Raw genomic sequence first — 26021 nt, forward strand, 5'->3', positions numbered from 1 at the left:
GAACGTTTTTAGGATGAACGAGTAGGGTAAACCTCTTTTAGAAGCAATTGAAGGAGGAACCCTATCATGAAACTGTCATCCTATCGTGTTAAGGAAGGCGAGCAAGTCTCGTTTTCGAATTACCCGACATCAGAAAAACATGAGATTTCGGAAGCGGAATTGCGAGAGAAGCGGATTCCCAAAAGTGTCGAGACGTTACAAGAGTTACACTGGCGGTTGCATGCTGAAGAAAAGAACGGCGTCCTCGTCATCCTGCAAGCGATTGATGCAGCGGGGAAGGATGAGGCGATCAGCTACATCTTTTCCAACTTGAACGCACAAGGACTCCGGACGATTTCCGTTAAAAAACCGTCGGATACGGAGCAAAAACATGATTATCTATGGCGGATCCACGAAGGACTACCGGAAAAAGGGGAAGTCGGCATCTTGAACCGTTCCTATTATGAGGAAGTCATTGCGCCACGAATCCATGATTTGCTCGAGGAAGAAGAAAAGCCGGATGACGGAGATGTGTGGCAGATGCGCTATCGCCAAATCAATGACTTTGAACGCTATCTCGTCGAGAACGGCTTCCGGGTCGTCAAGTTTTTGTTCCATGTCTCAAAAGAGGAGCAACGGCAACGGTTGTTGACTCGTCTAAAGGATCCAACGAAAAACTTCGAATTCTCGTTCAGTGACATTGAGGAACGCAAGCACTGGGACGAATACCATGAAATTTTTGCTGAGCTCGTCTCAGCGACGTCGACATCGTATGCACCGTGGTACATCTTGCCAGCAGATGATGAATGGTATTCCCGCTATATCGTCACCGAAGTCATGAATGACGTCCTGAAGGAAATTGATCCGCAATATCCGAAGTTGTCGGAAGAGGATCAGGAACAACTAGATGAAGCGATTAAACGATTGGAAGAAGAAGCATAAATCACTTAAATACAGAAAAAAGCGATTGTTCTCTTGCTGAGAAGAATCGCTTTTTTGATACACTTGGCTTTGTATGAAATCTTTTTTAGCCATCATAAAGTATGAACTTCTTCATATCTTAGGACAAATGTCCTGTTCAAATCAGAAGGACTCTCGTTAAATGAAAGTATCATGGAACAGGAGAGGAGTATGCACATGCGTGGTGTCTTATTTGCGATTGCTGGTGGCTTTTTCTTGACGCTTCAAAGTGTCGCTAATGCTCGGATTAGTCAAACGATCGGTACGTGGCAAGCGGCGACGATTACCCAGATGACCGGGTTCATCGTTGCGATCCTCTTAGCGATCGTCTTACGGGATCGCAGTTTTTCAGCGATGCGACGTGTCAAACCGCTTTATCTGGCAGGCGGTGCCTTTGCAGCGATCATATTATTCAGCAACATGACGGCTGTCCACCGGATGGGCGTGACCTTGACGATTTCGCTCTTTTTGTTGGCGCAATTAGCGCTTGCACTCTGGATTGACGGAAGAGGCTGGTTCGGCGTCATGAAACGTCGACTGCGGGGACCGCAGATCATTGGCATCTTGATGATGGTCGCAGGCATCTTCATCTTAAAGAGTTAAGGAGGAGAAGAAGTGACGGACATTGTGACCTATTTGGAACGGTATCAGTTAACGCATGTCTTTGATGCATCGCTACGCAAGGCGATGCACATCCAGACGTTCGCACCGGGTGAGGCTTTATGCCGACAAGGCGATGTTGCGCATGAACTTTACCTGCTCGTCGAGGGGAAATTGAAGATCACACATATGTCGGCAACGGGGAAACGTCTCGTGTTGTCCTTCAAGCATCCGTTTGATCTCGTCGGCGATATTGAGTTCGTCCGAAAGATTGATTTGATGAACACGGTCGAGGCAGTGACACCAGTGACCGTCTTACGCATCGCCTATCCGGATTTGGAAGAGGCACGTGTACATCATTCTGCCTTTCTATTATTTTTACTCGAGACGATCACGAAAAAGTTTGAATTGAAATCGCATACGCTCAGCTTCAATCTGCTATACCCGGTCGAAGTCCGGCTAGCCAGTTATTTGCTGTCGATGACACCTAATACGGATGCTTTTGCAAGTAAGGAACTCGTTGATGCAGCAGATTTGATCGGGACGAGTTATCGTCACGTAAATCGTGTCTTACGCCAGTTCGTCGACGATGGGTTGATTCGCCGGACGCAGCATACGATTGAGATCATTGATCGAGACGGATTGATGGAGCGAGTCGGAGAAAGCATTTACGAATGAAGGAGGTGCGACATGGTTACGGGAATCATCCTTGCCCTTTGTGGGGGCATGCTCGTCTGTATTCAAAATACGTTTAACGCAAAAGTCAAAGAACACGTTGGTGCTTGGGCAACGACGACACTAGTCCTTGGACTCGGGTTCCTCGCTTCACTGACGATCGGTCTGATCGTCGAAGGATCACAACTATTTGCACTAAAAGAGGCGCAAACCTGGTTTTGGTTCAGCGGAATCATCGGTGTCGGTGTCGTCCTCTGTGTGACGCAAGGCGTTCAACAACTCGGGCCGAGTCGTGCGATTTCAATCGTCATGGTATCACAAATCCTGTTTGCCTTACTGTGGGATACGCTCGGTTGGTTCGGATTACAAGTCGTTCCGTTTACATGGACAAAAGCGCTCGGTGTCCTATTGATTGGTGGCGGCGTGCTGTTATTTCAACTGGGCGGGAAAACAACGACTGTACAACACGTACGAAAAGGAGCTTGAATATGTTTTACACGACGGTATTATTCGATATTGACCATACATTACTCGATTTTGAAGCAACGGAACGGATTGCCTTTCGCCGCCTGCTCGAGCAACAAGAGTTGCAGTGGACGCCGGAGCGAGAAGCGCGCTATAAAACACTCAATCAAGCACTTTGGAAAGCACTTGAACGAGGCGAGGTGACACGCGAGGAAGTCATTCACTCACGGTTCGTGACGTTCTTCGCGGAAGAAGGACGGACGGTCGACGGACGAGAAGTTGACGAAACGTATCGCGGCTATCTCGCACAAGGAACAGAATTGATTCCGGGTGCGACGGCGCTGCTTGAGCAGCTAGCCGGAAACGTCACGATGTACGTCGTCACGAACGGTATTTCGAAGACGCAACGCGCACGGCTCGAGGGCGCTGGATTAACGGATTTCTTTGAAGCGATTTTCGTTTCAGAAGAGACAGGTTTTCAAAAACCGATGGCAGGATTCTTCAACCACGTGTTTGCGCGGATTCCGCAATTCGACCCGGCGCGAACGATCATCGTCGGGGATTCCTTGTCAGCTGACATCGCAGGTGGCAATCAAGCCGGTATCGCAACGTGTTGGTTTAATCCGGAAGGAAAATCAGCGACGGATATCAAGCCGACATTTATGATTACGTCGTTAGCCGAACTTCCTGCGGTGCTTGAAAACGCAGCAGTTCTTCAACAATGAAGCGAGTCAGCCGATAGGAAAGAGAAGGAAAGGGGGCGATCACTGTGCAACGATGTGATCAACAGACGCTGGAGGGAACTCCTGTCTAACTAAAAGGGGAAATGAACATGATTCAACTTGTACCGGTAACAGCAGAGAACTGGGAAGCGTGTTGTGAGCTGACACTGACAGCAGAACAGCAAGACTTCATGGAAGCGAACGTCTACTCGATCGCGCAAGCGAAGTTCGAACCTAGCCTTGTCCTTCGGGCGATCATTGCAGATGAAGCCGTCGTTGGTTTTGTGATGTACAACACGGAACTAGAAGAACTCGATGGCTACTGGATTTACCGCATCATGATCAATCAAGCGCAGCAAGGGAACGGCATTGGACGATTAGCGATGCAAGCTGTGATTGACGAGATGCGCACGTTACCCGCAGCGAAACGAATCGTCGTCGGCTATCGACCGGATAATCAGGCGGCACACCGTCTGTATGCGAGTCTCGGCTTCATCGACCACGGGGACCGATTCGGGCGAGAAATGGCAGTACGATTAGACATTTGAAGGATGGAGGGACTCTTGAAACGCAAGAGTCCTTTTCTTTTGGATATTTTTTGAAACTTTTCTCGGCTCATCATGCTCTAATAAGTAAAGGGAGGGAACACGATGGACTTACGAAACGAGCACACGACACTCGTCCGCCGTGCGATGAAGCACGATGAAGCGGCGTTTGAGCAATTGGTGCTCCTACATAGCGAACAACTCTACCGAACAGCATATCTTTATGTGAAGAACGAACACGATGCCTTAGACGTCGTACAAGAGACAGTTTATAAAGCGTTCATCTCCATCGAACAAGTGAAGGAACCGAAACATTTCGTGACATGGCTCACGAAAATCCTCATTCGTAATTGTTATCGTGTGTTGGAAAAACAACAACCAATAGATGACATCTTACTTCATGTTCCGGTACAGGAAGACCAATCGCGAGACGAACATCTCGATCTCGTGCATGCTTTATCGCATTTGCGAAAAGAATATCGGGATGTCTTAGTTCTTTTCTATTTTCATGATATTCCGATGAAAGAGATCGCAAGCTTCATCGGCATTACCCTCAATACGGTCAAGACGTACTTAAAGCGAGGACGCGAAGAATTGAAGATACAGTTAGGAGGAATGGATTATGGCACAGCACGATCTACGAAATGACTATGAAAAAATTCCTGTTCCAACGAACGCCTTACAAGACCGGATTCGTCAAGGCATTACGCAAGGTGTAGCGGAACGACAACACGTACGTCCTCGTCGGAAACAGTACGTAGCCATTGCGGGTCTTGCCGCCTCGCTATTCGTGACGACGTTCATCGTTCCACCGTTCGCTTCCGCGATGTCGCATGTTCCATTGATTGGTGGACTGTATCGTCCCTTTATAGAACAGGGCACAGTCGGTACGGAAATCGAGAAGAAACAACTTGCAACAGCAATTGATCAGACGGTAACGGATCAAGGCATTACGATCAAGATCGTCGACGCCTACTATGATGGTACGACGATCGGGATGAACTTGACGGCAACTGGTGTACCAGACGTCAACGAAACGAAACGAGCTGCTTTTTATGAAGTGTTCAAAGGGGATAAACGATTCGAAGGTACTGAAAATCAAGAACTGGCATATTTCAAACAGGACGGTAAGGTTTGGAAAGCGCGAATCGAATATGATGTCGGCTTACAGAAATTAAGTGATTCCATGCAGGTGCCACTCGTGATTTCGGAAATGTTTGGTCTAGACGGGAACTGGCAATTCGAGGTTCCGGTCAAACGATTGCAAGCCATTGAACAGACGTTTAATACGACGGTGAAGAATCCTGATTATGCGGTCGATATCACGTTGAAACAAATGACAAAAGGACAGGCAAGTACGACGTTTGATTATACGGCAGTTTATCCGAAGGCGGATCAGTATTGGCTAGAACTGGCTCTATTTGATGATAAAGGGAAAGAAATCATCAAAAACTGGTCAGTCGGAACATCGTTAGTAAGTGGTACAGTTACCGGGTCGCAACGAACGGATGTCTCGCGGATTCGATTCGGAAATTATGTCATTCCATCCGGGTCCTATACGTTGCATCCTTCTTTGAGCCTTTCACCGAAGACACATTGGCTGTCACTAAAGAAGACATCCTTCCCTTATACGCAACAAGATGCGCATCATCCATTGAAGATGACGATTCAAAAGGTAGAGACGTCCGGTTCTCACGTACAAGTCGATTTCTTGACGAACTCGGATCAAAAAATTTCAGATATCAAGTTGGATGTTAAAAACAGTATGTTCCTGATTCAAGGAAACGAACCACCGGATGGTCGCGAAATCAAACCGACTGTTGAAGTCATCGATGCGAAACAAAAGCTACTACGGGCGACGTTCACGTTATCGGCGTCACAAATAGATGCAATCGATGACTTCTATCTACAAACCGGCTATTCCAACACTGTGACGAATACACCAATCGACTTGAAGCCGATTCCGTTCACCGTCGATTAAACAGGAGACTCCTGGCATGCTGTCGAACTAGAATCAACAGTGAGCAACAAAGGAGCCTGATGAGATGGAAGTACGTCAAATGACAGCGGACGATTACCCGGAAGTCGTTCGGATCTACGAACAAGGGATAAAGACGGAGAACGCGACGTTTCGCACGGAGGCATTACCGTACGAAGAATGGACGAGGCATCACCATGAACACAGTCGTCTCGTTGCGATTGAAGACGAGCAATTGCTCGGCTGGGTCGCGTTAAGTCCATTCTCTTCGATTCCGGCATACGCTGGTGTCGCTGAAATCAGCCTCTATATCGCGGAAGAAGCACGCGGTAAAGGTGTCGGCACACGCTTGATGGAAGACGTCATTAAAGCAAGTGAAGCAGCCGGGATCTGGACGTTGCAATCGCAAGTTTTTCCGGAAAATCAAGCGAGTCTGCGCCTTCATGAACGTTTTGATTTTCGGGAAGTCGGTCGCCGGGAGCGAATTGGTCGGCTCGGAGGCAGATGGCGCGATACGGTATTGCTCGAGCGACGCAGCACATATCTCTAAAATTAGGCAAGTGGACGCAATGTTCCCTTGCCTTCTTTGTGTTGAAAGCGAGGGATAACGGGAAAAGACAGACAGCAGAAGAAGGGGGAGGGATCACGATGGATGATTTTTTTGGTGAAGGACTCGAGACCAATCAACAAAAACGGAAACGCAAACTGGAGGAAATCTTTGATCAGTCGTTTGAATCGGAGCGACGGGATTTCAATCAATCGCTGGAGCAGGACGTGACGGTTGCTTTGATCGGAGACGTCAATGCGGGGAAATCCTCAACCTTGAACGCGATTCTTGGTCGCGAAGTCGCAACGGTCGGGGCGCGCCCGGGTGAAACGATTCGCATCGATCAAGTCCGGCAGCATCCGGAGGATAAAGTCATCTTCGTCGATACACCAGGATTGAATGATGCCAATACACAGAACTCGGAAGCGACGTGGACGTACTATCAAAGTGCCGATGTCATCCTTTATTTTTTAAATGCGGCAGGTACCGTTTTATCTGAGACGGAGACGAAAAACTTTCGAAAAATCTATCAACATAACCAAAATGTCTTGATCGTCGTGACGAAGATGGATGCGACGGATGATGTCGACACGATCGTCCACCATATTGCAGAAAAACTACCAGGACCCAAAATCATTCCCGTATCAGCACGAGAAGGAACGAACATTGATCGGCTCCGCCGGGAGGTCCTCGATATCTTAAAAAAGTTCGACAAGGATAATGTGTTCGTTCGCCAGATGGATCCAACCGTTCGCGGGAAAATCGCTAACAACTGGATCGTAGGTGCTGGAACAGCCGCAGGTGCGATTGGTGCCGTGCCGTTTCCAGGAGCTGATATCATTCCGCTGACTTCAATTCAAATCGGCTTGATGCTCAAGTTATCGAATCTGTACGAACGGCAGTTATCCAAAGAGAGTGCGAAGGAGTTACTTGTCGTGACGATCGTCGGAAACTCCGGAAAGACTGCTTTTCGGCAAATTGCGAAGCTCGTTCCGGGGTATGGTGCCGTCATTGCCGCGGGCGTTGCTTCGACCGCCACCCTTGCACTCGGATATGGAACAAAATATGTCTATGAGAATAAGCTCGAGCTGACACCGGAACAACTAATGGGGTTTGTGAAACGATTCCGGAAGAAGGCGGAGGAGTCGTCAGAAGAGACAAACGAGTAATCTCCCTGTTATTCTATACAGCAACAAAGGGGGAGAACATATGACACGATTACTCGAAGAAATCAAACAGTATCAATCGGAATTCCGACAAAAGGCACCTGCTGAGAAACAACGATTGATGGCGGAAGCGACAGCTGAGCTGGCTGCTTCTGGTATCGCAAAAGGTTTAGGTGTCGGTGATACGATTCCACACTTTACGTTACCCGATGTATCCGGCAAGCCTGTGGCGATCGAGACATTACTCGAGCAAGGTCCTGTCATCTTGACGTTCTACCGGGGTGGCTGGTGTCCATACTGCAATCTCGAGCTTCGCGCGTATGAACGGGAAATCGACCGTATTCGTGCTCAGGGAGCGACTGTCGTTGCAATCAGTCCGGAGACACCTGAATTTGCTGAGCAGACAGCAAACAAGAATGCGTTAAGTTTCCCTGTCTTAAGTGACGTTGATTTACATGTATCCCGTCAATTTGATCTCGTGTTTGACCTGCCAGATTATTTGATTGAGATTTACAAAGAATCGGGACTCGATGTAGCGAAGCACAATGGAAATGAGGATTGGCAGTTACCGAAACCGGCGACGTTCATCATTGATACGGATGGTGTGATTCGTTTCGCAGAAGTATCATCGGATTATACGAAACGCGTGGATCCGCAGACGATCATCGATTACCTCGAACAATAAAAGAGCTAGCAAACTGTACGAAAACCAACTCCTAGTGATGCACTAAGAGTTGGTTTTTTTATGATTCAATCTGTTTTATTTGGATAATATAGACATAAAAATGGGTATAAAGAGGTAACTAAACGTATAGATGGAGGTGAAGCGTCGCTCCTAGTCTATCAGGAGTCCGCGTCGATATGTATGCCATTCAACCGATTTTCAAAGAACGAATTTGGGGCGGTCGACGTTTAGAGGCGTTGTTTCAGTTTGAGTTACCAGAAGGACAAATTGGAGAATGTTGGACAGCATCTGCTCACGCGAGTGGGCGGACGTACTTCTTAGATGGACCTGATCAGGGGAAGACGCTAGATGAATTATGGCAAACGAAACGGACAGAATTATTCGGTGATTATCTGCTGGATGCCTTTCCGCTTCATGTAAAATTTCTGGACTCGTCCGCCTACTTATCCGTTCAAGTCCATCCGAACGATGAGGAGGCACGACGGCTAGAAGGAGAACCATACGGCAAGAATGAGTGCTGGTATATCTTAGAGGCTGCACCAGAGGCAGAAATCATTCTTGGTCACAATCTACAATCACGGGATGCCCTGTTTCGGTGCGCTCAAGAAAAGGACTGGGAGACGTCACTTCGGCATCAAAAAGTTAAACCTGGCGAATTCTATTACATTCCGAGTGGTACGATCCACGCTCTAGGACCAGGTATCGTTCTTCTTGAGATTCAACAGATGAGCGATCGAACGTATCGACTATATGATTACGACAGATTAGGAGATGACGGGAAACCGAGAGAATTGCACGTTGAGAAGGCAGTCGCTGTCACGACGATTCCAGATGAGCCGTGGACGAACCAACCAGAGACGATCATCAAGGAAGGGGGCATCATGACGAAGTTGCTTCAAGTACCTTCCTTTACGGTGATCCGTCATGAAGTGACCAGTCGATATACATTACAGGATCATCCAGTCTTTCGTTTATTGACTGTCATCGAAGGTAAAGGAGAAGCGCGGCAAGGGAATCGCGTGATTCCCTTACAGAAAGGAAAACAATTCTTTGTGCCGCGTCGAGCGGGAGATTACGAAATAGCGGGATCCGTCACATTCGTGACGAGTGAAGTGTTTTTAGATTAGAGCAGACGAAAGGGCACCGATAGGAGGTGCCCTTTCTAACATCATGGTTTGGAACGAATCGAGGTCGGGAGCGGATAGTTATCTTGCTCCGTCCAATCGATGGAATATTTAATTTCAATCATGATCAGATCCTCTAGTGTGGTCAGCGTATGCGGAATACCTTGTGGGATATGCACGACAGAAGTTGGTCCGAGTTGCTGTGACTGACCATCGATCAGTGCCTCAGCGCGACCTTGTAAGATACTCCACGTCGAATCCGTATGTGCATGATAATGGTGACTGATTTGTTGATGCGCCTTGATATGCAAACGTCGGGTCACGGCATAGCGTCCGTCCTCTAGTTGCTGTTGATGTAAGATCGTCGCATAGCCCCAGCGTTTCCATTCAAATTGTGGTGGCAAAGTGTCATCCGTCAAATATTCCTTTAAGGCAGGTGTTTCATCTTTCGAAGCAACGAGGACACCATCCGGACTCACGGATACGATCAAGTTATCGAGTCCGATTCCGAGGACGGGAACCTGTAACTCATTCACGATATGTGTGTTCGTCGAGTGGAGCATCCGGGCGTTTCCGTGAAGCGGATGCGGCATCTCTTCCGTTAATGTATTCCATGTTCCGAGATCTTTCCAGTAGCCTTCATACCGATGAACGAATAAAGAATCGGTCTTTTCAACGACCGCATAATCAAATGATGTTTTTTCTAGTGCCTCGTAGTTCGAACGGAGCGCCTCGAATGTCGTCGGCACATCTTGTTCTTCTAGACACTGCATTAAGAAGTCAAGGCGACAGGCAAAGACACCACAGTTCCATAGTGCACCTTGTTCGATTAAGTCACTCGCGACTTCAACAGTCGGTTTCTCCTGGAAGCGATCGACGATGGACATATTTTCGGAAGTCTGCGGAATGATATAGCCATATTTTGATGTCGGATGCAACGGTTCGACCCCCATTAAATGAAGCGCATCTGGATGTTCTTGAACGGCTTGGTCCAGTTGCTCAAAGCGTTCAAAGAACGATAGTTCAACGTAAGGATCGACCGGCATGATAATGACCGTCTCTTCTAAATCGATCCGTTCTGCGAGATAACTTGTCGCAAGCATGATGGCAGGGAACGTATCGCGACGTGAGGGTTCTTGAATGATGGAAGTACGGAAGCCTAGCTGATTTTCAATCGCATCGACTTGTGAACTCGTCGTCGTAATGACGGTCCGGTCGTCCAGACCGACTTCCTGAAGTTGTTGGAAGACCCGCTCCATCATCGATTGTTTATTACCATCGCGATCTTCTAGAATCTTTAAGAACTGTTTCGAGTTTAAATCGTTCGAGAGCGGCCAAAGCCGTTTTCCGGATCCACCTGATAGTAAAAGAATATACATTGACGACCATCCTTTCTTTTTAAAACGGAGGCGATAGCATATGGCACTTTATCTATTAGTTGACTCACATGAACCGACACGACGGATTTTACGCCGTAAACTACTGGCAGCGGGACAAGACGTACAGGAAGCACGATCAGGAGAAGAGGCTTTGGAACAACTCAGCAATTCCGACGTTGATGTCTTGCTGACGGAACTTCGACTTCCGGAAATGGATGGCGTCGAGCTGTTACGTGCTGCTAAACAACGGGCACCGTTAACGAAACAAATCGTCTTGACGGACTATATGCAAGTCCATACGTTGCTGGCGGCTGTGAACGCAGGAAACGTCAGTCGGATGATGACGAAACCATTGAAGATTGACGATCGGGTTCTTAGTATCATGACCCGCATCGGAGATGAGGTCGTGGAAACGAAACAACGTAAACGGAATCTGGGACAACATTTTACCGATGTGTTAATCAATTCAAATCGTCCGTATTGTCTCTTTTACGAAGATGGATCAATCATCAGTCAACGTGCCCTGACGATTGATCATCATGAACAGATTCTAGAAGACCAGAACGGTATTCACCGCTTCGAATTCCCTACACAGTTCGGAACGTACATCCTCTATCAATCGCTGACCGGCAGTCTTACGAAACCCGTTTGAAGAAGAGGGACTCTACACCAATGAAGCTAAGACGCAAGTACATGTAGATGACGCCAACGGTCAACAGCGGATGACGGCTGTATTTTCTTAAGTTAGCCTGATGATAGAGAACAGGACGGAAGAAATACCAACGTCGTAAGGCCTTCATGAAGCCACCCTGTTCCGCGTCGAGCGTCGCGGGCATGACATCAAAGTAATAGCGTTTCTTTCGAAGCAGGTCATTTAATTCGACCTGCTTTTCGTTGTGGTGTACGTAGGTGAACGTCGCACGGCGAATGATCCCGCCTTGTTCCAAATAACGGATTGTCGGCTGCGTCTCTTCGAAACTGATTTGCGTCGGATCAATCTCGCCAGAAGCGACGTACGCCTCGAGCCGCCAGAAGCGAGCAGCTTCCATCGTATGCGTGTCGAGTTGATCCGTCGGAACGTTGAACAGGTTACGCTCAAAGACCTTCACTTGACTGAAGTAATTATCATAATCACTGTACGCGCGTTCGGGAATGACGAGTGCTCCGACCTCTAAATGTGCCTCAAGATATAAGAGGCAGCTTTTTAATAACTGTTCTTCAAGTACCATATCGGAATCAATGATATAGAGGTATTCGACATCGTGTTGCTTTAAGCGATCAATGGCAGTCTTGCGAGCGATACCTCGTTCACCGTGCGGTAGCGCAAGCACTTCAAATCGCGTATCATTTGCGGTCAATCGACGCATCGTCGCGACAGTCGAATCGGTCGAACCATCATCCGCGATGACACAAAGGAAAGAAGCCTGTTGTGTCTGAAGTGAGCGGATCGTTTCCGTGATGATTGCTTCATTTTCGTATGTGGACATAGCGATTCCAATCATGAAAAATCCTCCTTCAGTGCGACGGGTATCAATTCGCGTTGCAACCAGTTGCGAAACGCTTGACCTGTATGATCCCAGTGCAAGGTCTGAGCGAAACGATGACCGGCTGCTTGAATCATTTCGTATTCTTCGGGGTCACGTAAGCAAGCCCGCATCTCGGCAGCGAGGGCGCCCGGGGTCTGACTTTTTGCCATGTAACCAGTCATACCATACTGGACGGCGTCACGCAGTCCAGGGGCGTCATAGACGATCGTTGGTGTACCGACAGCCGCCGCTTCACTGACCGTCAGACCCCAACCTTCTCGTTTAGAAGGAAACAGGAGCGCCGTCGCGCGACTCATCCGTTCGAGCTTTTCTTCCTCACTGACGAATCCAAAATAGGTGATGGCGTCACGCATCTCTTCCGGGACGATTGGATGAAGGTGCTCGGTGATATACGCCTCGTCTTTTTTTCCGATAACCCAGAAACGAGCGTCAGGATACTCCCGTTTAACGATGACGAAAGCTTGGAGTGCATCATTGATTCCTTTATAGGCCGACATCCGTCCAGCGTATAAAAAAGTCGGATGTGCTTCTTTCGGCTTCCAGTCTTCTTCGTTCCATGGGGTAAAGGAGAGACCTTCCGGTAGAATCGTCACGTCGTCCTTGGAGAAGCCGACAGCAAGTAGATCGTCTGCCGTGGACTGACTGACCGTCAACGCGCGACCGGTCCGGTACAGCTGCAGACGCGGTGTCTCCGTCCATTCGCCGACGTATGAAAACGGAGGACGAACATTGATTTGCCAGATTTCACGTGTCAGTTGATGAATGAAGAGGGCACGTTTCGCTAATGGAACATACAAGGGTGTGAAAAAGTGATGTGTGTTCATCTGATCGACGACTAAATCAATCGTCGCAGCATGCGACTGATAATAAGAAAAGGCGAGCGGAACGACGGAAAGCGCAGTACCTCTCCGGATATAAGTGATTCCATCCAAATACTCGACATCGTGTCCGCCTTCGAATGCGGGAGAAAAATGAGTGATTTCATACTCATCACTGACACGTCGGAGCATCTCGTGGGTGAACACTTCTGCGCCACCTGCTTTCGGGTGTTTGATATCGCGCCAAGATAAAAAAAGTAGATGGGGTTTCATGTTATGCCTCCTTCACGGGATGGGGTGTCGAGGTAAAGTGAAACGTAAAATCAGGGCGCCAAGTAAAAAGACACCTGCTTGTGCAAGCAACCAAATCTCGACGGTCGAGTGAAATGTCGTCAAGACAAGGACGAACAGAACCAGAATCAGCCAATAGCCTTTCAAGTAACCAGTTCGATGTAGGGAAAACTGAACAAGTGCTTCGTATTGAATCAATGTGATGCCGACATAAACGAAAACCATATATTTGATGTAATGAGTTGCCATGTCGTAGCCGCTCCCAAATAGAAGCGGAATCAGATAAGGGACGATCGTCCAGTACACCAAAACAGCAAGAGCCATTCCACCTAATAAGATGCGGTAAAAGCGACGCTCCCAAAGAAGAAAGGCTTCGTCCTGACTTTTTTGGCTTAAGCGTGGCAACAACAATTGGGCGAGTGATAACGCAACGAACAACAGGAGTTGACCAAACCGTAAGGCAACGGAATAATCTCCGGCTAATTGCGGGAAGTAACGGGTGACGAGAAGACTATCGAGAGTGAAAAATAGTGTCATGACGACCTGTGTATGGATCATATGGACGAGTCCGTTCGCATGAATACGCCCGCTACTAACCGGGAACGTGACTTGTATCAGGCTTAATAGATAGGACGCGATCATGCCAGCCAAAATGAATAACAATGCATAGCTGACATCCGTTTGTTGAATCAAAAGCCATGTGGCTAAAACTTTGACGACGGATTCGATGTAATAAGAAAGGTTCAGGGCATAGAAGCGTTTAGTCGCTTGTAAGACACCACGGCGAAAAGACAGAAGGATATGAAACACGATGATGAAATAAACAATTAGTAGGTTTATTTTGGTAAACGGCAGGAAATAAGGTAATGCATAAAGTAAAATAAGTAAGAAGAACCCTGTAACCACCAGTATACGAAAACGGAGCTTTTGATAATCATTTGTCTTCTGTTGACTGTAGTCACGTGTCACGGTCCATTGTAAGGCGCCACCAATGATGAGTAGGAGACCCAAGAAAGCCAAATAGGCATTTAGTAATCCATAAACAGCACTAGAAAGTTCGCGGGCTAACAACAAATGATAGGCATAGTTTACGAGGTTTAACGCTACATCGAGAATCGGAAAAATCAACAGGACGGCATGTCGCTGAATGAAGCTTGTCATGGAGCCATCTCCCATCAGTTAGAGCTGTTTTACGGAAAGGATGAGACTTATGAGTCAAGGGCATATTGCTGTTTTCACCGATCACTCTCGGCATATTCCATACGAATCATTGATTTCCTATTATCCAGTTTTGTTTTATACACAACCTGGTAGATGTCCTGCCTCGTTCGAACAAATCGCCAGCACTGAAATTCAAGAAGCTGAAGAACACGAGATTCTGTTGTACGTCGTCGACTATAAGACGCGTGAAGAGCAGATTAAAATTGCCAATCAAATTCGATCCGTACGGCCTCGCTCCAAAATTCTGTTGATCAAAGAAGCGATTCGCTTAAAAGGAGATTTCCCGTATCACAGGGTTCAAGGAGACGGGATGCTTCGTCTGTTTTCCTATCGCCCAGCATATCCAAATGAATTGTTTGCTGAAATCCAGCATATCATCCATCCTGAATATCCCATTTTAAAGGATACTATAGCCTTTATATTGCCAATATTTAACGAAGAGAAACGTTTTAATTATGTAAAAGATTTTTTAGAGTCGCTTGCGACCTTCATCAGCGAAGACTATATTCACGCTTCAATCAATTTCTTTGATGATGCTTCATCGGATCGATCGAAAGCACTCTTACAGGAGTATCGATCCATCGTCATGGAAGCGACCGATACGTTGTTCACGGTCGGGTATCTCGAAGTACATCAGGTCGAGCAAAATACACGGAAGGCCGGTCTGTTCATCGAGGGAATGAAAAACGTCTCGAGTGATTATTACGTCTTCGTCGATGCGGATAACTCGTTTCGAATCGAAGATATCGCACGGCTATTAACGATCGCTCAAGAAGGATACTATGACATCGTCGTCGGGACGAAAGATTTGACGATTGAAGACCGGGGAGCCGTTCGGCGTTTCATGAGCTTTGGAAAACGAAATCTGACACGGTTCTTCTTACCAAGAGGAGTGACTGATTCGCAGACCGGTCTGAAGATCATCAACCGACGGGTCGTCCATCGTCTGTTGCCTTATCTACACGTCGAGAGCGGTCTCGCGATTGATTTAGAGCTGATGTATGCAGCGAAAAAAGAACGCTTACGAGTCTATCAACAACCCGTGACCTGCATCGAGCGCGAAGGATCGCACGTCAATCTCGTCAAAGATTCCGTCGCTTTCTTGAAGACGATGGTCAGCCTATATCAGCGCCACCGAAAAGAGGAAGTACCGGTCAAATGAAAAGGACAATGGGGATCCGAGGGATCTCCATTGTCCTTTTTCGATACACTATTTTTGGTTTCGTTTCAGACGAGGAAGACGTTGCTTGAACACAGACGATAGGCGTTGTCGCATAGCCAGACCACGATTGCTCGTCATGAAATAAATTAACAAGATACTAAGTGGGAGTGCTAAGACGAGGATGGTCAGTCCGGCGTAATAAATCGGACGTAGTACGACGGTCACATGTGCCGTCTTTTCGTTCGAACGATACAACTGACTAACGCCGTTTAATGCCGTGTCACCACGCATCGTTTCCTGATCTGTCTGGAGCTTAAATAACGGTGTCGGAGAATCATTGACCGTGAAGCGACCGAGTGGCGCATCACTTTTTATATCCCGTCCCATCTGTGATGCATCGACATCAAGCGCACGGGCAGGTTCTGTTGCGAACAGCGTACCGCTTTGCTCGGAGAGAACGAGTTGATCGACTAGAATCAGTTGATCGTACGGTAGCACTTCTAAATTCTTCAGACGCAATTGCCCAGCCCTTTTCTCATTTCCGCGCGTCCAGATATGCAGTTGCATCCGGACGGTCTTCTTCGGTGGAATGACGATTTGTTCATAATGGTTCCACTGCTTCTTTTTCTTTTCTTCGACTTCATTGATGAAATCCGTACCGATGACCCGATCATCTTTATCCAGGTAATACACTTTAAGGTGTCGTTGACGGACGTTCTTGCTGACGGCGTCGAACTGGATCAAATATTCGTGATATGGTTTCACCTTCATTTTTTGCGAGGCATAAATATACCAATCACAGGAGCAGGTCGGCTCGTAATCAATCGTATAGCCGTCTTCGGTCTCACTCGCGTCGAACATATCATCCGTGATCGAGACGCACGTCGCACAATTCGCTGCTGCTTCCGGAGCGGCAAGGGCTTTATCGGTGACGATCTCGTTTGGGTCGAACTTGTGCAGATCCTTCCAATCGACGAGTGACGGTACCTTACTCGCATAGGACAGCTCTAGCTGATAGCGTCCCTTCGCAAGTGGGATATCGGACAACTTGACCTCGTATAACGTTTGGTAGACATCACTCAACTCTGTCATCCGGTACGGAAACGCTAAATGTAGCGGATCGTACGTCACCGTCTGATTCCCGATCTGCTGTTGATGTTTTTGACCATTTAGAATATCAGCACGAGACAAAGCGCGTTCGAAGACGACCTGCTTTCCGTCTCGGATTTTGACAGTGATTTGACCATCGTTTCCTGGCGGTGGAGTCAACATTAGTTGAAGCTGATAGTCGGTCGCTTCGCGAATATCGATCGAACGCTGTAAACGTCCCCGTTGCGCAGCGACTCCTTTCCCAAAGCTCAGTCCAGGATAGTTTCGTTCCGACTGCAAGTGACCGGTGTAATCGAATCCGGTCTCTGCCTCGAGTACCATCAAGGTCTTCGTGAAGGCGAGTGTATCATCGACGCGTTTTCGTAAAGCAGTCAGCCTTTCTTCCGGAATCAGAACGATGTTTTGGATGGCATTAAAGCCTTCCGTGTTCGTCACGCTGAGCGTCGCAGGACCGCTCGGCGTCGTGAACGAACCGATCGGAACCCAAGCGAGTTTAGCACCGGATCGTTGTCGAGTTGGAATCGTGACGCCTCGTTTATTGAAGGTTAAATCGAGTTGTCCACCTTTTTGGTTCAGCAGCACACGGGCAAACCCAGCGTAACGACCGGCTGGCAGGTCTTTCGTCATCGTAAACGTGTTCGGGATCATATAATCCTCATAGCTGAAGATTTTAATATCATGGACCCACCAATACGTTTTCCGCTCGGGGCGCTGGAAACTGAGTAGATCAATCCGCATCGTTTTTGCGTTTCGTGGTGTGACATATTCACCTTGCAAGTGAATCGCGTCGACATCACCGGAATCACGCGGAGCGACGACATACGTCTGATTCAGCTCGCGATCCTTCTCATCAAAGAACCGGACCTTGACGTGGAGCCGGTCGACCCCGCGACCGCTCGCTGTAATATCAAAGCGGTAGGCGTTATTCGGTCGTGCCGGTAGCTTATCGGATTTCGCGACTTGCCAGATGTATTTTGGGTCGCCTTCCGCGACTTCCGCATGAAGGACAGGCAGGTTATTATCTTTTGACATCGGATTCGGAGACAAGTCGACGATGTCCGGGTTATCGGCTTTAAAGAACGTCTCATCCTCAAGCATCGAATTAAAGGAGGCGACCTGCTTCGCCTTTAATCCGTCTAATTTGTAGACCGGCGCGTCAATCCGGGCGGAAGCAAACGAGAGACCGATCCCGTCTCCAAAATCGAGGTCAAACGACGGGTTCGTCATACCTTGCGTCCGTAAATACCAGCGCCAATCATTATTGGCGAGAAACGTCTTACCCCAGTTCAGGAAAGCATTGGCTGAATCAATCGCATCGAACGGTTTCCAGTAGTATTCGTCCGGCACTTGGCTGAGAACAAGGTCGTTTTCCTCGATCATCTCGACGATATCCCCCTTTTTCATCCAGGAGAGGCTATCCTGATGTGCTTGTGTCGCATACAAAATCGATTGACGACCGAGATCGTAGCCATCCAGTGTCGGATAACTGATTGACCGTTCGAGTCCATAAGGGGTCAAAATCAATTGTGGAACGGTTCGGGTATCGAGCGGTGCAATCAAGTCGAATAAGGTGAACAAGCCGACTTGTTTCGTTTGTACGAGATCACGTTGTTCCTGTAGAACCTTTAGATTGAAGTCTTGTCGGTCCTTCATCCCCGTGTACTCATCCCGGTAGGCGAATTGTTTCAGTCCGAATGCTTTTGCGATCTGTCCGGCTTGTTCCGACCGACCGGTGTCGAGTAGATATTGCATGAACGTCATCATGTAACCAATCGTCGGCGACGCCCCTTCATGATGAAAGACGGTATCGTGTGCCGACGTGTAGACTTGCACGTCACCCGTAGCCTTGATCTCGCCACCTTTTCGTGGATTTTGATTCCAGCGTGGAGTCGCGATGCCGGTACTCGGTTGTGTCATCTCGTCCGCAATCGGGAATTGCAACCATTTCCCATCGACTTCTTTTTGGATAGCTGTGTACTCCTTAGGCATTTTGACTGGATGATAAAAACCTTCCATATAGACAGTCCGGTAAGGGAGGAAAAAGCAGGCGACGACGATCAGTGTTCCGACGATCGAGACGACCCGGTACAACTTCAGTGGAATCGTCCGGGACGCACGGATAAAGACGGCATTCAATCCGACGGCGAGCAACAAGCTGTAACTGACCATCAAGAGACCAACTAGCTTATTCGGATCGCGGAACATCGCGCCGATCAACGGTGTCTTCGTCACGAACAGGACGAAAGCATCGGCAACTTGTTCATGGGTACCGGTCGCAAAGACGATCAGCGGAATCGCAAGCAGACTAAAGAATAGATGGATCGGTTGCCGATACGCGACGACGGCTCCTAGCAAGATGAGTAAAAGTGTAATCGCGCCAGCAATCCAAAACGTCAGCGGTAACGTCGTCAAATCAAACATCGGCCACCAGTAGCTCGTTAAAAATAAAACGTTCGCCCAGCTCGAGTGTCGGCTGAACAACATCAATGTATCAGAGACATTGATATTGTGTTGTGAAGCTTGTGAGCCAGTCAGAATCGAGCCGACGTACATCAAGAACCAATATCCATTGAATAGTAGAAAAACGAGACCAAACGCACAAGTCGCCCGAACATAAAACCACAGTAACGGTGACCAAATCCGTTCTTTGCGACGGGTCCAACTCGTCTTTAGGAAAATGAGTCCGACCATGATTCCCATGTAGATCAGCGAGAAGAAGAAATAATGGATCCCCGCCGCCATGAAGGCGAAGACGATCGATAGTCCGGTAATATCAATCCATGTCCGTCGGCTCAACCGATCAGACAAACGAAAACCAGGATCGAGTTGTTCCCGAAACTTCGGGTCGAAGATGTTGAAGAACAACATCAAAGCGTAAGGGAAGACGGAATAACCACATAGTAAATAGATATGTTGAATCCGCGTAATCACCCATGGGTTCAAGGCATAAAACAACGCGGCAATCGCAAAGGCAATCAGTGAGAGATAAGAAAAGTGCTTCGAGACATAAACCGAATGGAGCCGTTTCGTAAAAGCGAACATCGATAAAGCAGAGATCGTCAACAGTCCGATGATGAATGACTTGATCAAGACGGGACCGGATGAGCCAAACAATAGACTGAGTACATAAAACGGTAGGATGTAGAGCAATCGTGCGACATTCAGAAGCGTCGTCGTGCTCCAGCGATTGTTCCAGGCACCGTAGATTTCTTCTAAATAGCGATGTGAGGACAGTCCGAAGGATAGATCGCTGAACGTCACCATACCGGAACGAAACAACGGGAAGCTATAAATTAGGATGAATACAAACATACCAGATAGGACAAGGATGTCCTTACGGTACGTATGCATGAAGTTCTTGAGGTGTTGACGGAACGAGTGCATCGGACAACTCCTTTCTACGAAAATCCGTGCTGAACTTCTTCTCTACAGGAGGGCGATATTCCTAGAAATGGATGTACTTATTTTAGCAATGAATACGAGAAGGAACGTCCATCCTAAGACGGAGCGTTACGGACGAATGCTTTCGGGTAAAGACCTACAACGAAACGAGTAGGAGGAAAGCGCATGAAATGGAAGGGAAGAGAACGGAGTTCGAACGTTGAGGATCGACGAGGAATGGGAGGGAAAGGAATCGCCGGTATCGGTGGTGGTGTTGGGATCATCCTGCTGATCGTCATCACCTTGATGGGCGGTAATCCAGCTGAATTACTCGGAGACTTAACCGGTGGGGATCAGCAAAATACGACGTACGAAGAAACAGCACAGGAAAAAGAAGCAGCGGATTTCGTCTCTGTCGTCTTAGCGGATACGGAACGGGTCTGGACGAAGGAATTTAAAGAAGATGGCAAAACATATAAAAAACCAAAGCTCGTCTTATATACGGATCAAGTCAGTTCGGCTTGCGGACAAGCAGGGAAGTCCGTCGGTCCCTTTTATTGTCCCGGTGATCAGAAATTATACATTGATTTAAGCTTTTATGATGAACTGCAGACGAAGTACGGGGCCCCGGGCGATTTTGCGATGGCTTATGTCATTGCGCACGAAGTCGGACACCATGTCCAGACGTTACTTGGAAAGTCGGACGAGATCATGCCACTTCGAGAGCAAATGAGTGAGGAGAAGTTCAACAAGTACCTCGTTCGATTCGAGCTACAGGCCGATTATTATGCCGGCGTCTGGGCGCATCATGCGCAAGGCGAAAACTTGCTCGAAGAAGGCGATCTTGAAGAAGCGTTGACGGCAGCGAATGCTGTCGGGGATGATACGTTACAAGAGAAGGGACAAGGATATGTTGTACCGGAAAGTTTCACCCACGGCACATCGGCGCAACGAGAACGTTGGTTCCAAAAAGGCTTTGATAACGGCACGATCGAAGGTGGAGACACATTCAAAGCGAAGAACCTATAAGAATACCAAAAAACCTGTGTTCTGCTTTCGCGGAACACAGGTTTTCGTTATTTAAAAGTAATCTTATGAACGGAACATCGTCGGATCATCTGGAACGTTCTCCAGGTAAGCGATCCGTCCGTTTTCATCGAGACGTGCGATATCTTTTCCGTCTTGCGTGAAGACACTACCGTCTGCCCGTTTTCCGCAAACTGCCCAGCGTGTTTCATACGTTCCTGGTGTTGTTTCTTCCCAGCCCGCATACATATGCTTAATATCCTGATTCGCCGTGAACACATGACGGACGAACTGTTTCCAGGCGTCAATGCCGTGCTTTGGTTGTCCGTTCAGAACGAACGTGATGTCTGTCGTGAATAAGGAAACGAGATCCTCAAAAGCTTGTGCGTCCGTGCGTGACGCGTCGAATAAGTCAAAATAACGATTCAATACCATGGTAAAAACCTCTTTCTGTTCATTAAAGTGTCATCATCCGGTCTGTGATTATCGTATGCAACCGTTCTAAATGTTCCGGTGGACAGGAGGCATCGATTGCTTGACGGATCGAGCCGATCGACTCGCGCTTCAACGTCGATTGCCACGCGTCTTCCGCCTCTGTCATCAGATTCGAGAGTAGACCGATTTCCTGTTCCTGAATTCCCATCAAATCCTCGAAGACACCGCTTGACGCATACAACGTCTGTTTGCCCTCGATCGCTTGATAGACGTCAAAGATTTGAATTTCGTCTGCTGGACGCCGTAAGCGAAAGCCGCCTTTGACACCCGGTACGGAATACAACAGATCCGCCTGAACGAGTTTTCGTAAGAGTTTTTGAAAATAGGTTGGCGAGGCACCGAGTTGCTGGCTGATGAATTCACCGGGCAACACAGCGCGATCCGGAAGGAAGGTCAAGAGCAACATCGCGTAGACGGATTGCTCGACTCCGGTTTTCATTTGCATGAGAAGTCTCCTTTTGTTAAACGTGGATAATGTATATCCATAATAGTTTCATTCGAAAGAATTGTCGAATCATATGCTCTCACAAAACCGTCACACCTTTTCGACAGCATCTGCATGGCATCCCCGTTCCGGATTCGGTATACTAAATGTACGATATGTGAAAATATTCACTAAAAGTCGTTCACACTTTGTGAAAGGACGTTTGTATATGAATCCATTAAAAGGAATCGTCCAGATTCCACGCAGTATTCTCATTCAATTCATTATTGCAGCTTTCCTGATGGGGGTTGCGGTCGTCGGTCAATCGTATGGTATCGTGTTGACGGTCGATCGGATTTTCTTGAAAGAACAACCGTTTGAAGCCGTCATTCCGTTACTACTCGTCGTCCTCGGGATGCTGTTGCTCCGAGTCGCCGTGACGTATTGGAACGGTCGTCTCGGTACGACGTTATCTGCACACATGAAGCAGGCGCTTCGGGAAGCACTCGTCGCGAAATACACAGGTCGTTCGGTCGAGATGATGCTACAAGGGCAAGCGGGACAGAAGGTCAGTGTCTTGCTCGACGCTGTAGACGAGATGGACAGCTACTACAGTCAGTACTTGCCGAAAGTCGTCCAGACGACGATCGTTCCCTTGATGGTCTTGATCGCGGCATTCAGCTATGACTGGATCACCGGTCTCGTCATGATGATCACGGCACCATTCATTCCGTTGTTCTACATCATCATCGGCATCATGACGCAAAAGCGGGCCGATGCTCAACTCGAAAAGATGACGGCATTCTCGGGAACATTCCTTGATACGTTGCAGGGATTGACGACCTTGAAGTTATTTGGTCGTGCGAAACGACAACGTGACGTCATCGAAAAAAGTAGTCTTGATTTCCGGGATGCGACGTTAACGGTCTTGAAGCTCGCCTTCTTGTCGTCGTTGATGCTTGAGTTCATCTCGATGCTCAGCATGGGAATGATTGCACTTGAAGTCAGTCTGCGCTTGATTTTGTTCCAAAGCATTACCTTCGTCCCGGCGTTCTTGATGCTCGTGTTGGCACCAGAATACTATCTTGCCTTAAAAGAGATGGGAGCTGCCTTCCATACGGGACGAGGTAGTGTCGCGGCAGCGAAACAGATCGCAGCCGAACTAACAGCAGACGATCGTCCTGTCGCCTTCGGTCAATCAGAACTTTCGATGAACCGTCCACCACGAATCGTCTTGGATGAAGTTGATTTTACGTATCAAGAAGGACGTTTTGCCTTACAAGACGTGACACTTGCGATTGAACCGTATCAAAAGGTGGCATTGATCGGTCGCAGTGGTGCCGGTAAGTCGACTGTCTTACAGTTGATTGCCGGACTCGCGGATCCAAAAGAAGGACGGATTCTGCTTGACGGGATCGAGCGCAGTCAGGTGGAGGAAGCGAGCTGGTTCCGTCAGTTGAGCTACATCTCGCAGCATCCGTATCTGTATGCCGGAACGCTGGCAGAAAACATCGCAATCGGTGAACTCCGTCAAGCGACGCCGGAAGAGATTTTTGAGGCGGCGCAGGCGGCAGGACTCGAGGAGTTGATTGCGACGTTACCTGAAGGGATTGACACAGTAATTGGAGAAGGCGGACGTGGTCTATCAGGTGGCGAGAAACAGCGCGTTGCGTTGGCACGAGCGTTCTTGAAACGACCGAACGTCATCGTCTTTGATGAACCGACGACAGGACTCGACGTCAAAACGGAGCGACTGCTTCAACAAGCGATCGAACAGCTTGGACAAGCAGCGACAGTCATCACTGTCGCACACCGCCTGCATACGATCGAGCGCTCAGATCAAATCGTCGTCCTCGATGGCGGACGAATCGTCGATTGTGGCACTCACGATGAACTGCTTGGACGTGATTCGGAATATGCTCGGATGCGTAGCGTCCAGAGAGGGGAGGAAACACGATGAAGGAACTACTAGGAGTCTTTCGATTGATGGTGCATCAAAAACGCGATATCGCCTGGTCGATCTTCTTCGGTGTCCTCGCCGGAGTGACAGCGGTCGGTTTATTCGCAGCAAGTGGTTACCTGATTTCAAAGGCAGCCTTATTGCCACCGATCCAGACGCTTGCCGTCTTGATTGCGCTACAAAAAGTGTCGAGTCTGACGCGCGCCGTCAGTCGATATGCGGAACGTTATTATTCGCACCGGGCGACGTTTACGATCCTCAGTGATATCCGGACGTCGTTCTACCGGAGACTCGAGCCGCTCGCGCCAGGAATTTTCGGCAAATACCGGAGTGGGGATTTACTTGCCCGGATTGTCGGGGACGTCGAGAGTCTGCAAAATACGTTTTTACGTGTCCTTTATCCACCGATCGTGTTGCTGCTTGTCTTCTTCTGTACGATCTTTTTCGTCAGTTTCTTCTCGTGGACGATTGCCGGACTGTTATTGCTTGGTCTGATTCTGACCGGTTTCTTGATTCCGGGTTGGTTCGCGTACCGCGAACAACGTTTCGCACGTTCAGTTCGTGTCCGCCGTGGTGATCTGTCGACAGAAGTGACAGAGTTGTTCCAAGGCTATCGGGATTTAAAGATTTATCAGCAACTTGATCAAAAAGAACAGGACTTGAATGCCGTCGCAAAACGGTATGTCGAAGAAGAAAAACGTAATGGTTTACATGCTGTTTCGAACTTGGCCTTGAATACGATGGTGACGCTGATCATCTCTTGGCTCGTTCTTGGTGTCGGTGCCTATCTTGTCGCGAGCGGACAGCTCGAAGGGGTCTTCCTCGCTTTACTCGTCATGACATCGCTGACCGTTTTTGAAAACGCCGCACCGATGGCGATTTTACCGGGCTTTTTCGAAGATAGCCGGCATGCTGCGAAACGACTTGATGAAGTCGTGACCGAGCAAGAAGAGCCAACTTATGACACGTTTGTTCTCGATCAGGCACCATCCTTTGAAACGAACGCGTTGACGTTCACTTTCCCTGATGCACCGCGTCCGGTCTTACGTGACATCACCGTCTCAATTCCTGCCGGCAAGAAGACGGCAATCGTCGGGGCGAGTGGTTCCGGGAAATCCACGTTACTTCAATTGATGTTACGGATGTATCCGAGAGACGGATTAACGATTGCTGGTCAAGAGAGTCAGACGGTTGATCCGGAAGGACTGTGGCAACACGCAAATGTCGTCCTGCAACAGAATCATTACTTTTATGGAACGCTTCGCGATAATCTATTGCTTGCGAACGAAGCAGCAACGGACGAGGCGATGCGTCAAGCACTCGATGATGTTGGGTTAACGACGTTCGAATTAAACGATCGTGTATTTGAAAAAGGCGAGAACTTGTCTGGAGGAGAAAAACAACGCTTAGCGATTGCTCGTGTGCTCTTACGGGAAGCGTCGCTCTACTTGCTTGACGAACCGACGTCTTCCGTTGATGCTTTGACAGAACAGATGATTCTCGATCGATTGTTCACGCGAGCGGAGAACGCGACACTTGTCCTCGTCAGCCACCGATTAGCGGGTCTTGAAGCGATGGATCAAATCATCGTCATGGATCAAGGTCACGTCATCGAAGTCGGAACATATACCGAATTGATGGCGCGACAAGGACCGTTCTATGAATTAAAACAAGTCGAACAGTCCGTGTTTGCTCCGATTGGATAAAGATATAGGATTGGCGATGACCCAATTTGGTACATCGCCTTTTTTAGTTTATAAG

Annotated in this window: 24 protein-coding genes; 17 read left to right on the forward strand and 7 right to left on the reverse strand. The window is 48.2% G+C overall.

What is annotated here, in order from left to right; all coding sequences use genetic code 11:
• Positions 1-66 precede the first annotated feature (66 nt).
• From KNQ08_RS11705 to manA, 12 genes are all read left to right on the forward strand, one after another.
• Entirely contained in the window at positions 67-921 is an 855-nt protein-coding gene (locus KNQ08_RS11705) for a PPK2 family polyphosphate kinase (protein WP_050676896.1), read from the forward strand.
• 195 nt (positions 922-1116) lie between these two features.
• Positions 1117-1542, forward strand: a complete 426-nt coding sequence (locus tag KNQ08_RS11710) for a DMT family transporter (RefSeq protein ID WP_023466686.1) — start codon at positions 1117-1119, stop codon at positions 1540-1542.
• A gap of 12 nt (positions 1543-1554) precedes the next feature.
• Positions 1555-2217 (forward strand): Crp/Fnr family transcriptional regulator, encoded by a 663-nt coding sequence (locus tag KNQ08_RS11715; RefSeq protein WP_058713385.1) that lies wholly within the window; start codon positions 1555-1557, stop codon positions 2215-2217.
• A gap of 12 nt (positions 2218-2229) precedes the next feature.
• Positions 2230-2700, forward strand: a complete 471-nt coding sequence (locus KNQ08_RS11720; protein WP_214805806.1) for a DMT family transporter — start codon at positions 2230-2232, stop codon at positions 2698-2700.
• Positions 2701-2702: 2 nt separating this feature from the next.
• Positions 2703-3404: a YjjG family noncanonical pyrimidine nucleotidase gene (locus KNQ08_RS11725; protein WP_214805809.1), complete on the forward strand. Its 702-nt coding sequence runs from the start codon at positions 2703-2705 to the stop codon at positions 3402-3404.
• A 107-nt stretch (positions 3405-3511) separates the two neighbouring features.
• On the forward strand, positions 3512-3949 hold the full coding sequence (locus KNQ08_RS11730) for a GNAT family N-acetyltransferase (RefSeq protein WP_483299297.1): 438 nt from the start codon (positions 3512-3514) through the stop codon (positions 3947-3949).
• Positions 3950-4051: 102 nt separating this feature from the next.
• Entirely contained in the window at positions 4052-4594 is a 543-nt protein-coding gene (locus KNQ08_RS11735) for a sigma-70 family RNA polymerase sigma factor (RefSeq protein ID WP_050676900.1), read from the forward strand.
• On the forward strand, positions 4569-5927 hold the full coding sequence (locus KNQ08_RS11740; protein ID WP_050676901.1) for a DUF4179 domain-containing protein: 1359 nt from the start codon (positions 4569-4571) through the stop codon (positions 5925-5927). The genes KNQ08_RS11735 and KNQ08_RS11740 overlap by 26 nt, the downstream gene beginning before the upstream one ends.
• 64 nt (positions 5928-5991) lie before the next feature.
• Positions 5992-6474: a GNAT family N-acetyltransferase gene (locus KNQ08_RS11745; protein WP_133208221.1), complete on the forward strand. Its 483-nt coding sequence runs from the start codon at positions 5992-5994 to the stop codon at positions 6472-6474.
• A gap of 98 nt (positions 6475-6572) precedes the next feature.
• Positions 6573-7640 (forward strand): YcjF family protein, encoded by a 1068-nt coding sequence (locus tag KNQ08_RS11750; RefSeq protein ID WP_050676903.1) that lies wholly within the window; start codon positions 6573-6575, stop codon positions 7638-7640.
• A 40-nt stretch (positions 7641-7680) separates the two neighbouring features.
• Positions 7681-8322 (forward strand): peroxiredoxin-like family protein, encoded by a 642-nt coding sequence (locus tag KNQ08_RS11755; protein ID WP_214805813.1) that lies wholly within the window; start codon positions 7681-7683, stop codon positions 8320-8322.
• A gap of 176 nt (positions 8323-8498) precedes the next feature.
• Positions 8499-9449, forward strand: a complete 951-nt coding sequence (gene manA / locus KNQ08_RS11760) for a mannose-6-phosphate isomerase, class I (RefSeq protein ID WP_214805815.1) — start codon at positions 8499-8501, stop codon at positions 9447-9449.
• A 41-nt stretch (positions 9450-9490) separates the two neighbouring features.
• Here manA and KNQ08_RS11765 read toward each other — a convergent pair whose 3' ends face one another.
• Positions 9491-10825, reverse strand: coding sequence for a sugar phosphate nucleotidyltransferase (locus KNQ08_RS11765; protein ID WP_214805817.1), 1335 nt, complete (start codon positions 10823-10825; stop codon positions 9491-9493).
• A gap of 40 nt (positions 10826-10865) precedes the next feature.
• On the opposite strand from KNQ08_RS11765, the gene KNQ08_RS11770 reads away from it, so the two are divergent.
• Entirely contained in the window at positions 10866-11477 is a 612-nt protein-coding gene (locus KNQ08_RS11770; RefSeq protein WP_214805819.1) for a response regulator, read from the forward strand.
• Here the strand turns inward: KNQ08_RS11770 and KNQ08_RS11775 are convergent.
• Genes KNQ08_RS11775 through KNQ08_RS11785 form a run of 3 tightly spaced genes read right to left on the reverse strand, consistent with a single transcriptional unit; the run spans position 11461 to position 14642 of the window.
• Positions 11461-12327 (reverse strand): glycosyltransferase family 2 protein, encoded by an 867-nt coding sequence (locus KNQ08_RS11775; RefSeq protein ID WP_214771977.1) that lies wholly within the window; start codon positions 12325-12327, stop codon positions 11461-11463. The genes KNQ08_RS11770 and KNQ08_RS11775 overlap by 17 nt on opposite strands.
• Entirely contained in the window at positions 12324-13463 is a 1140-nt protein-coding gene (locus KNQ08_RS11780; protein WP_214771979.1) for a glycosyltransferase family 4 protein, read from the reverse strand. Before KNQ08_RS11780 ends, KNQ08_RS11775 begins: the two co-directional genes overlap by 4 nt.
• A 12-nt stretch (positions 13464-13475) precedes the next feature.
• Positions 13476-14642: an MATE family efflux transporter gene (locus tag KNQ08_RS11785; RefSeq protein ID WP_214771981.1), complete on the reverse strand. Its 1167-nt coding sequence runs from the start codon at positions 14640-14642 to the stop codon at positions 13476-13478.
• 49 nt (positions 14643-14691) lie between these two features.
• Between KNQ08_RS11785 and KNQ08_RS11790 the strand changes: the two genes are divergently transcribed.
• Positions 14692-15864 (forward strand): glycosyltransferase, encoded by a 1173-nt coding sequence (locus KNQ08_RS11790; protein ID WP_214771983.1) that lies wholly within the window; start codon positions 14692-14694, stop codon positions 15862-15864.
• 48 nt (positions 15865-15912) lie between these two features.
• On the opposite strand, the gene KNQ08_RS11795 is transcribed toward KNQ08_RS11790, so the two are convergent.
• Positions 15913-20358, reverse strand: coding sequence for a polysaccharide biosynthesis protein (locus KNQ08_RS11795; RefSeq protein WP_214805821.1), 4446 nt, complete (start codon positions 20356-20358; stop codon positions 15913-15915).
• 183 nt (positions 20359-20541) lie between these two features.
• Here KNQ08_RS11795 and ypfJ point away from each other — a divergent pair, with 183 nt between their 5' ends.
• Positions 20542-21384 (forward strand): KPN_02809 family neutral zinc metallopeptidase, encoded by an 843-nt coding sequence (gene ypfJ, locus KNQ08_RS11800; RefSeq protein ID WP_029343140.1) that lies wholly within the window; start codon positions 20542-20544, stop codon positions 21382-21384.
• A 63-nt stretch (positions 21385-21447) separates the two neighbouring features.
• Here ypfJ and KNQ08_RS11805 read toward each other — a convergent pair whose 3' ends face one another.
• Positions 21448-21816, reverse strand: coding sequence for a nuclear transport factor 2 family protein (locus KNQ08_RS11805; RefSeq protein ID WP_029343141.1), 369 nt, complete (start codon positions 21814-21816; stop codon positions 21448-21450).
• Between the two features lie 22 nt (positions 21817-21838).
• Positions 21839-22321 carry an Rrf2 family transcriptional regulator gene (locus KNQ08_RS11810; protein WP_214771986.1) on the reverse strand — a complete coding sequence of 161 codons (483 nt, stop codon included), beginning with the start codon at positions 22319-22321 and terminating at the stop codon, positions 21839-21841.
• A gap of 208 nt (positions 22322-22529) precedes the next feature.
• On the opposite strand from KNQ08_RS11810, the gene cydD reads away from it, so the two are divergent.
• The gene (cydD, locus tag KNQ08_RS11815) at positions 22530-24260 is read left to right on the forward strand and encodes a thiol reductant ABC exporter subunit CydD (protein ID WP_214805824.1); all 1731 of its coding nucleotides are present in this window, start codon (positions 22530-22532) and stop codon (positions 24258-24260) included.
• Positions 24257-25966: a thiol reductant ABC exporter subunit CydC gene (cydC, locus tag KNQ08_RS11820; RefSeq protein ID WP_214805827.1), complete on the forward strand. Its 1710-nt coding sequence runs from the start codon at positions 24257-24259 to the stop codon at positions 25964-25966. The genes cydD and cydC overlap by 4 nt, the downstream gene beginning before the upstream one ends.
• Positions 25967-26021: the final 55 nt, after the last annotated feature.

Origin of the sequence: Exiguobacterium sp. s46 (assembly GCF_018618875.1) — a bacterium.
Lineage (GTDB): Bacteria > Bacillota > Bacilli > Exiguobacteriales > Exiguobacteriaceae > Exiguobacterium_A > Exiguobacterium_A abrahamii.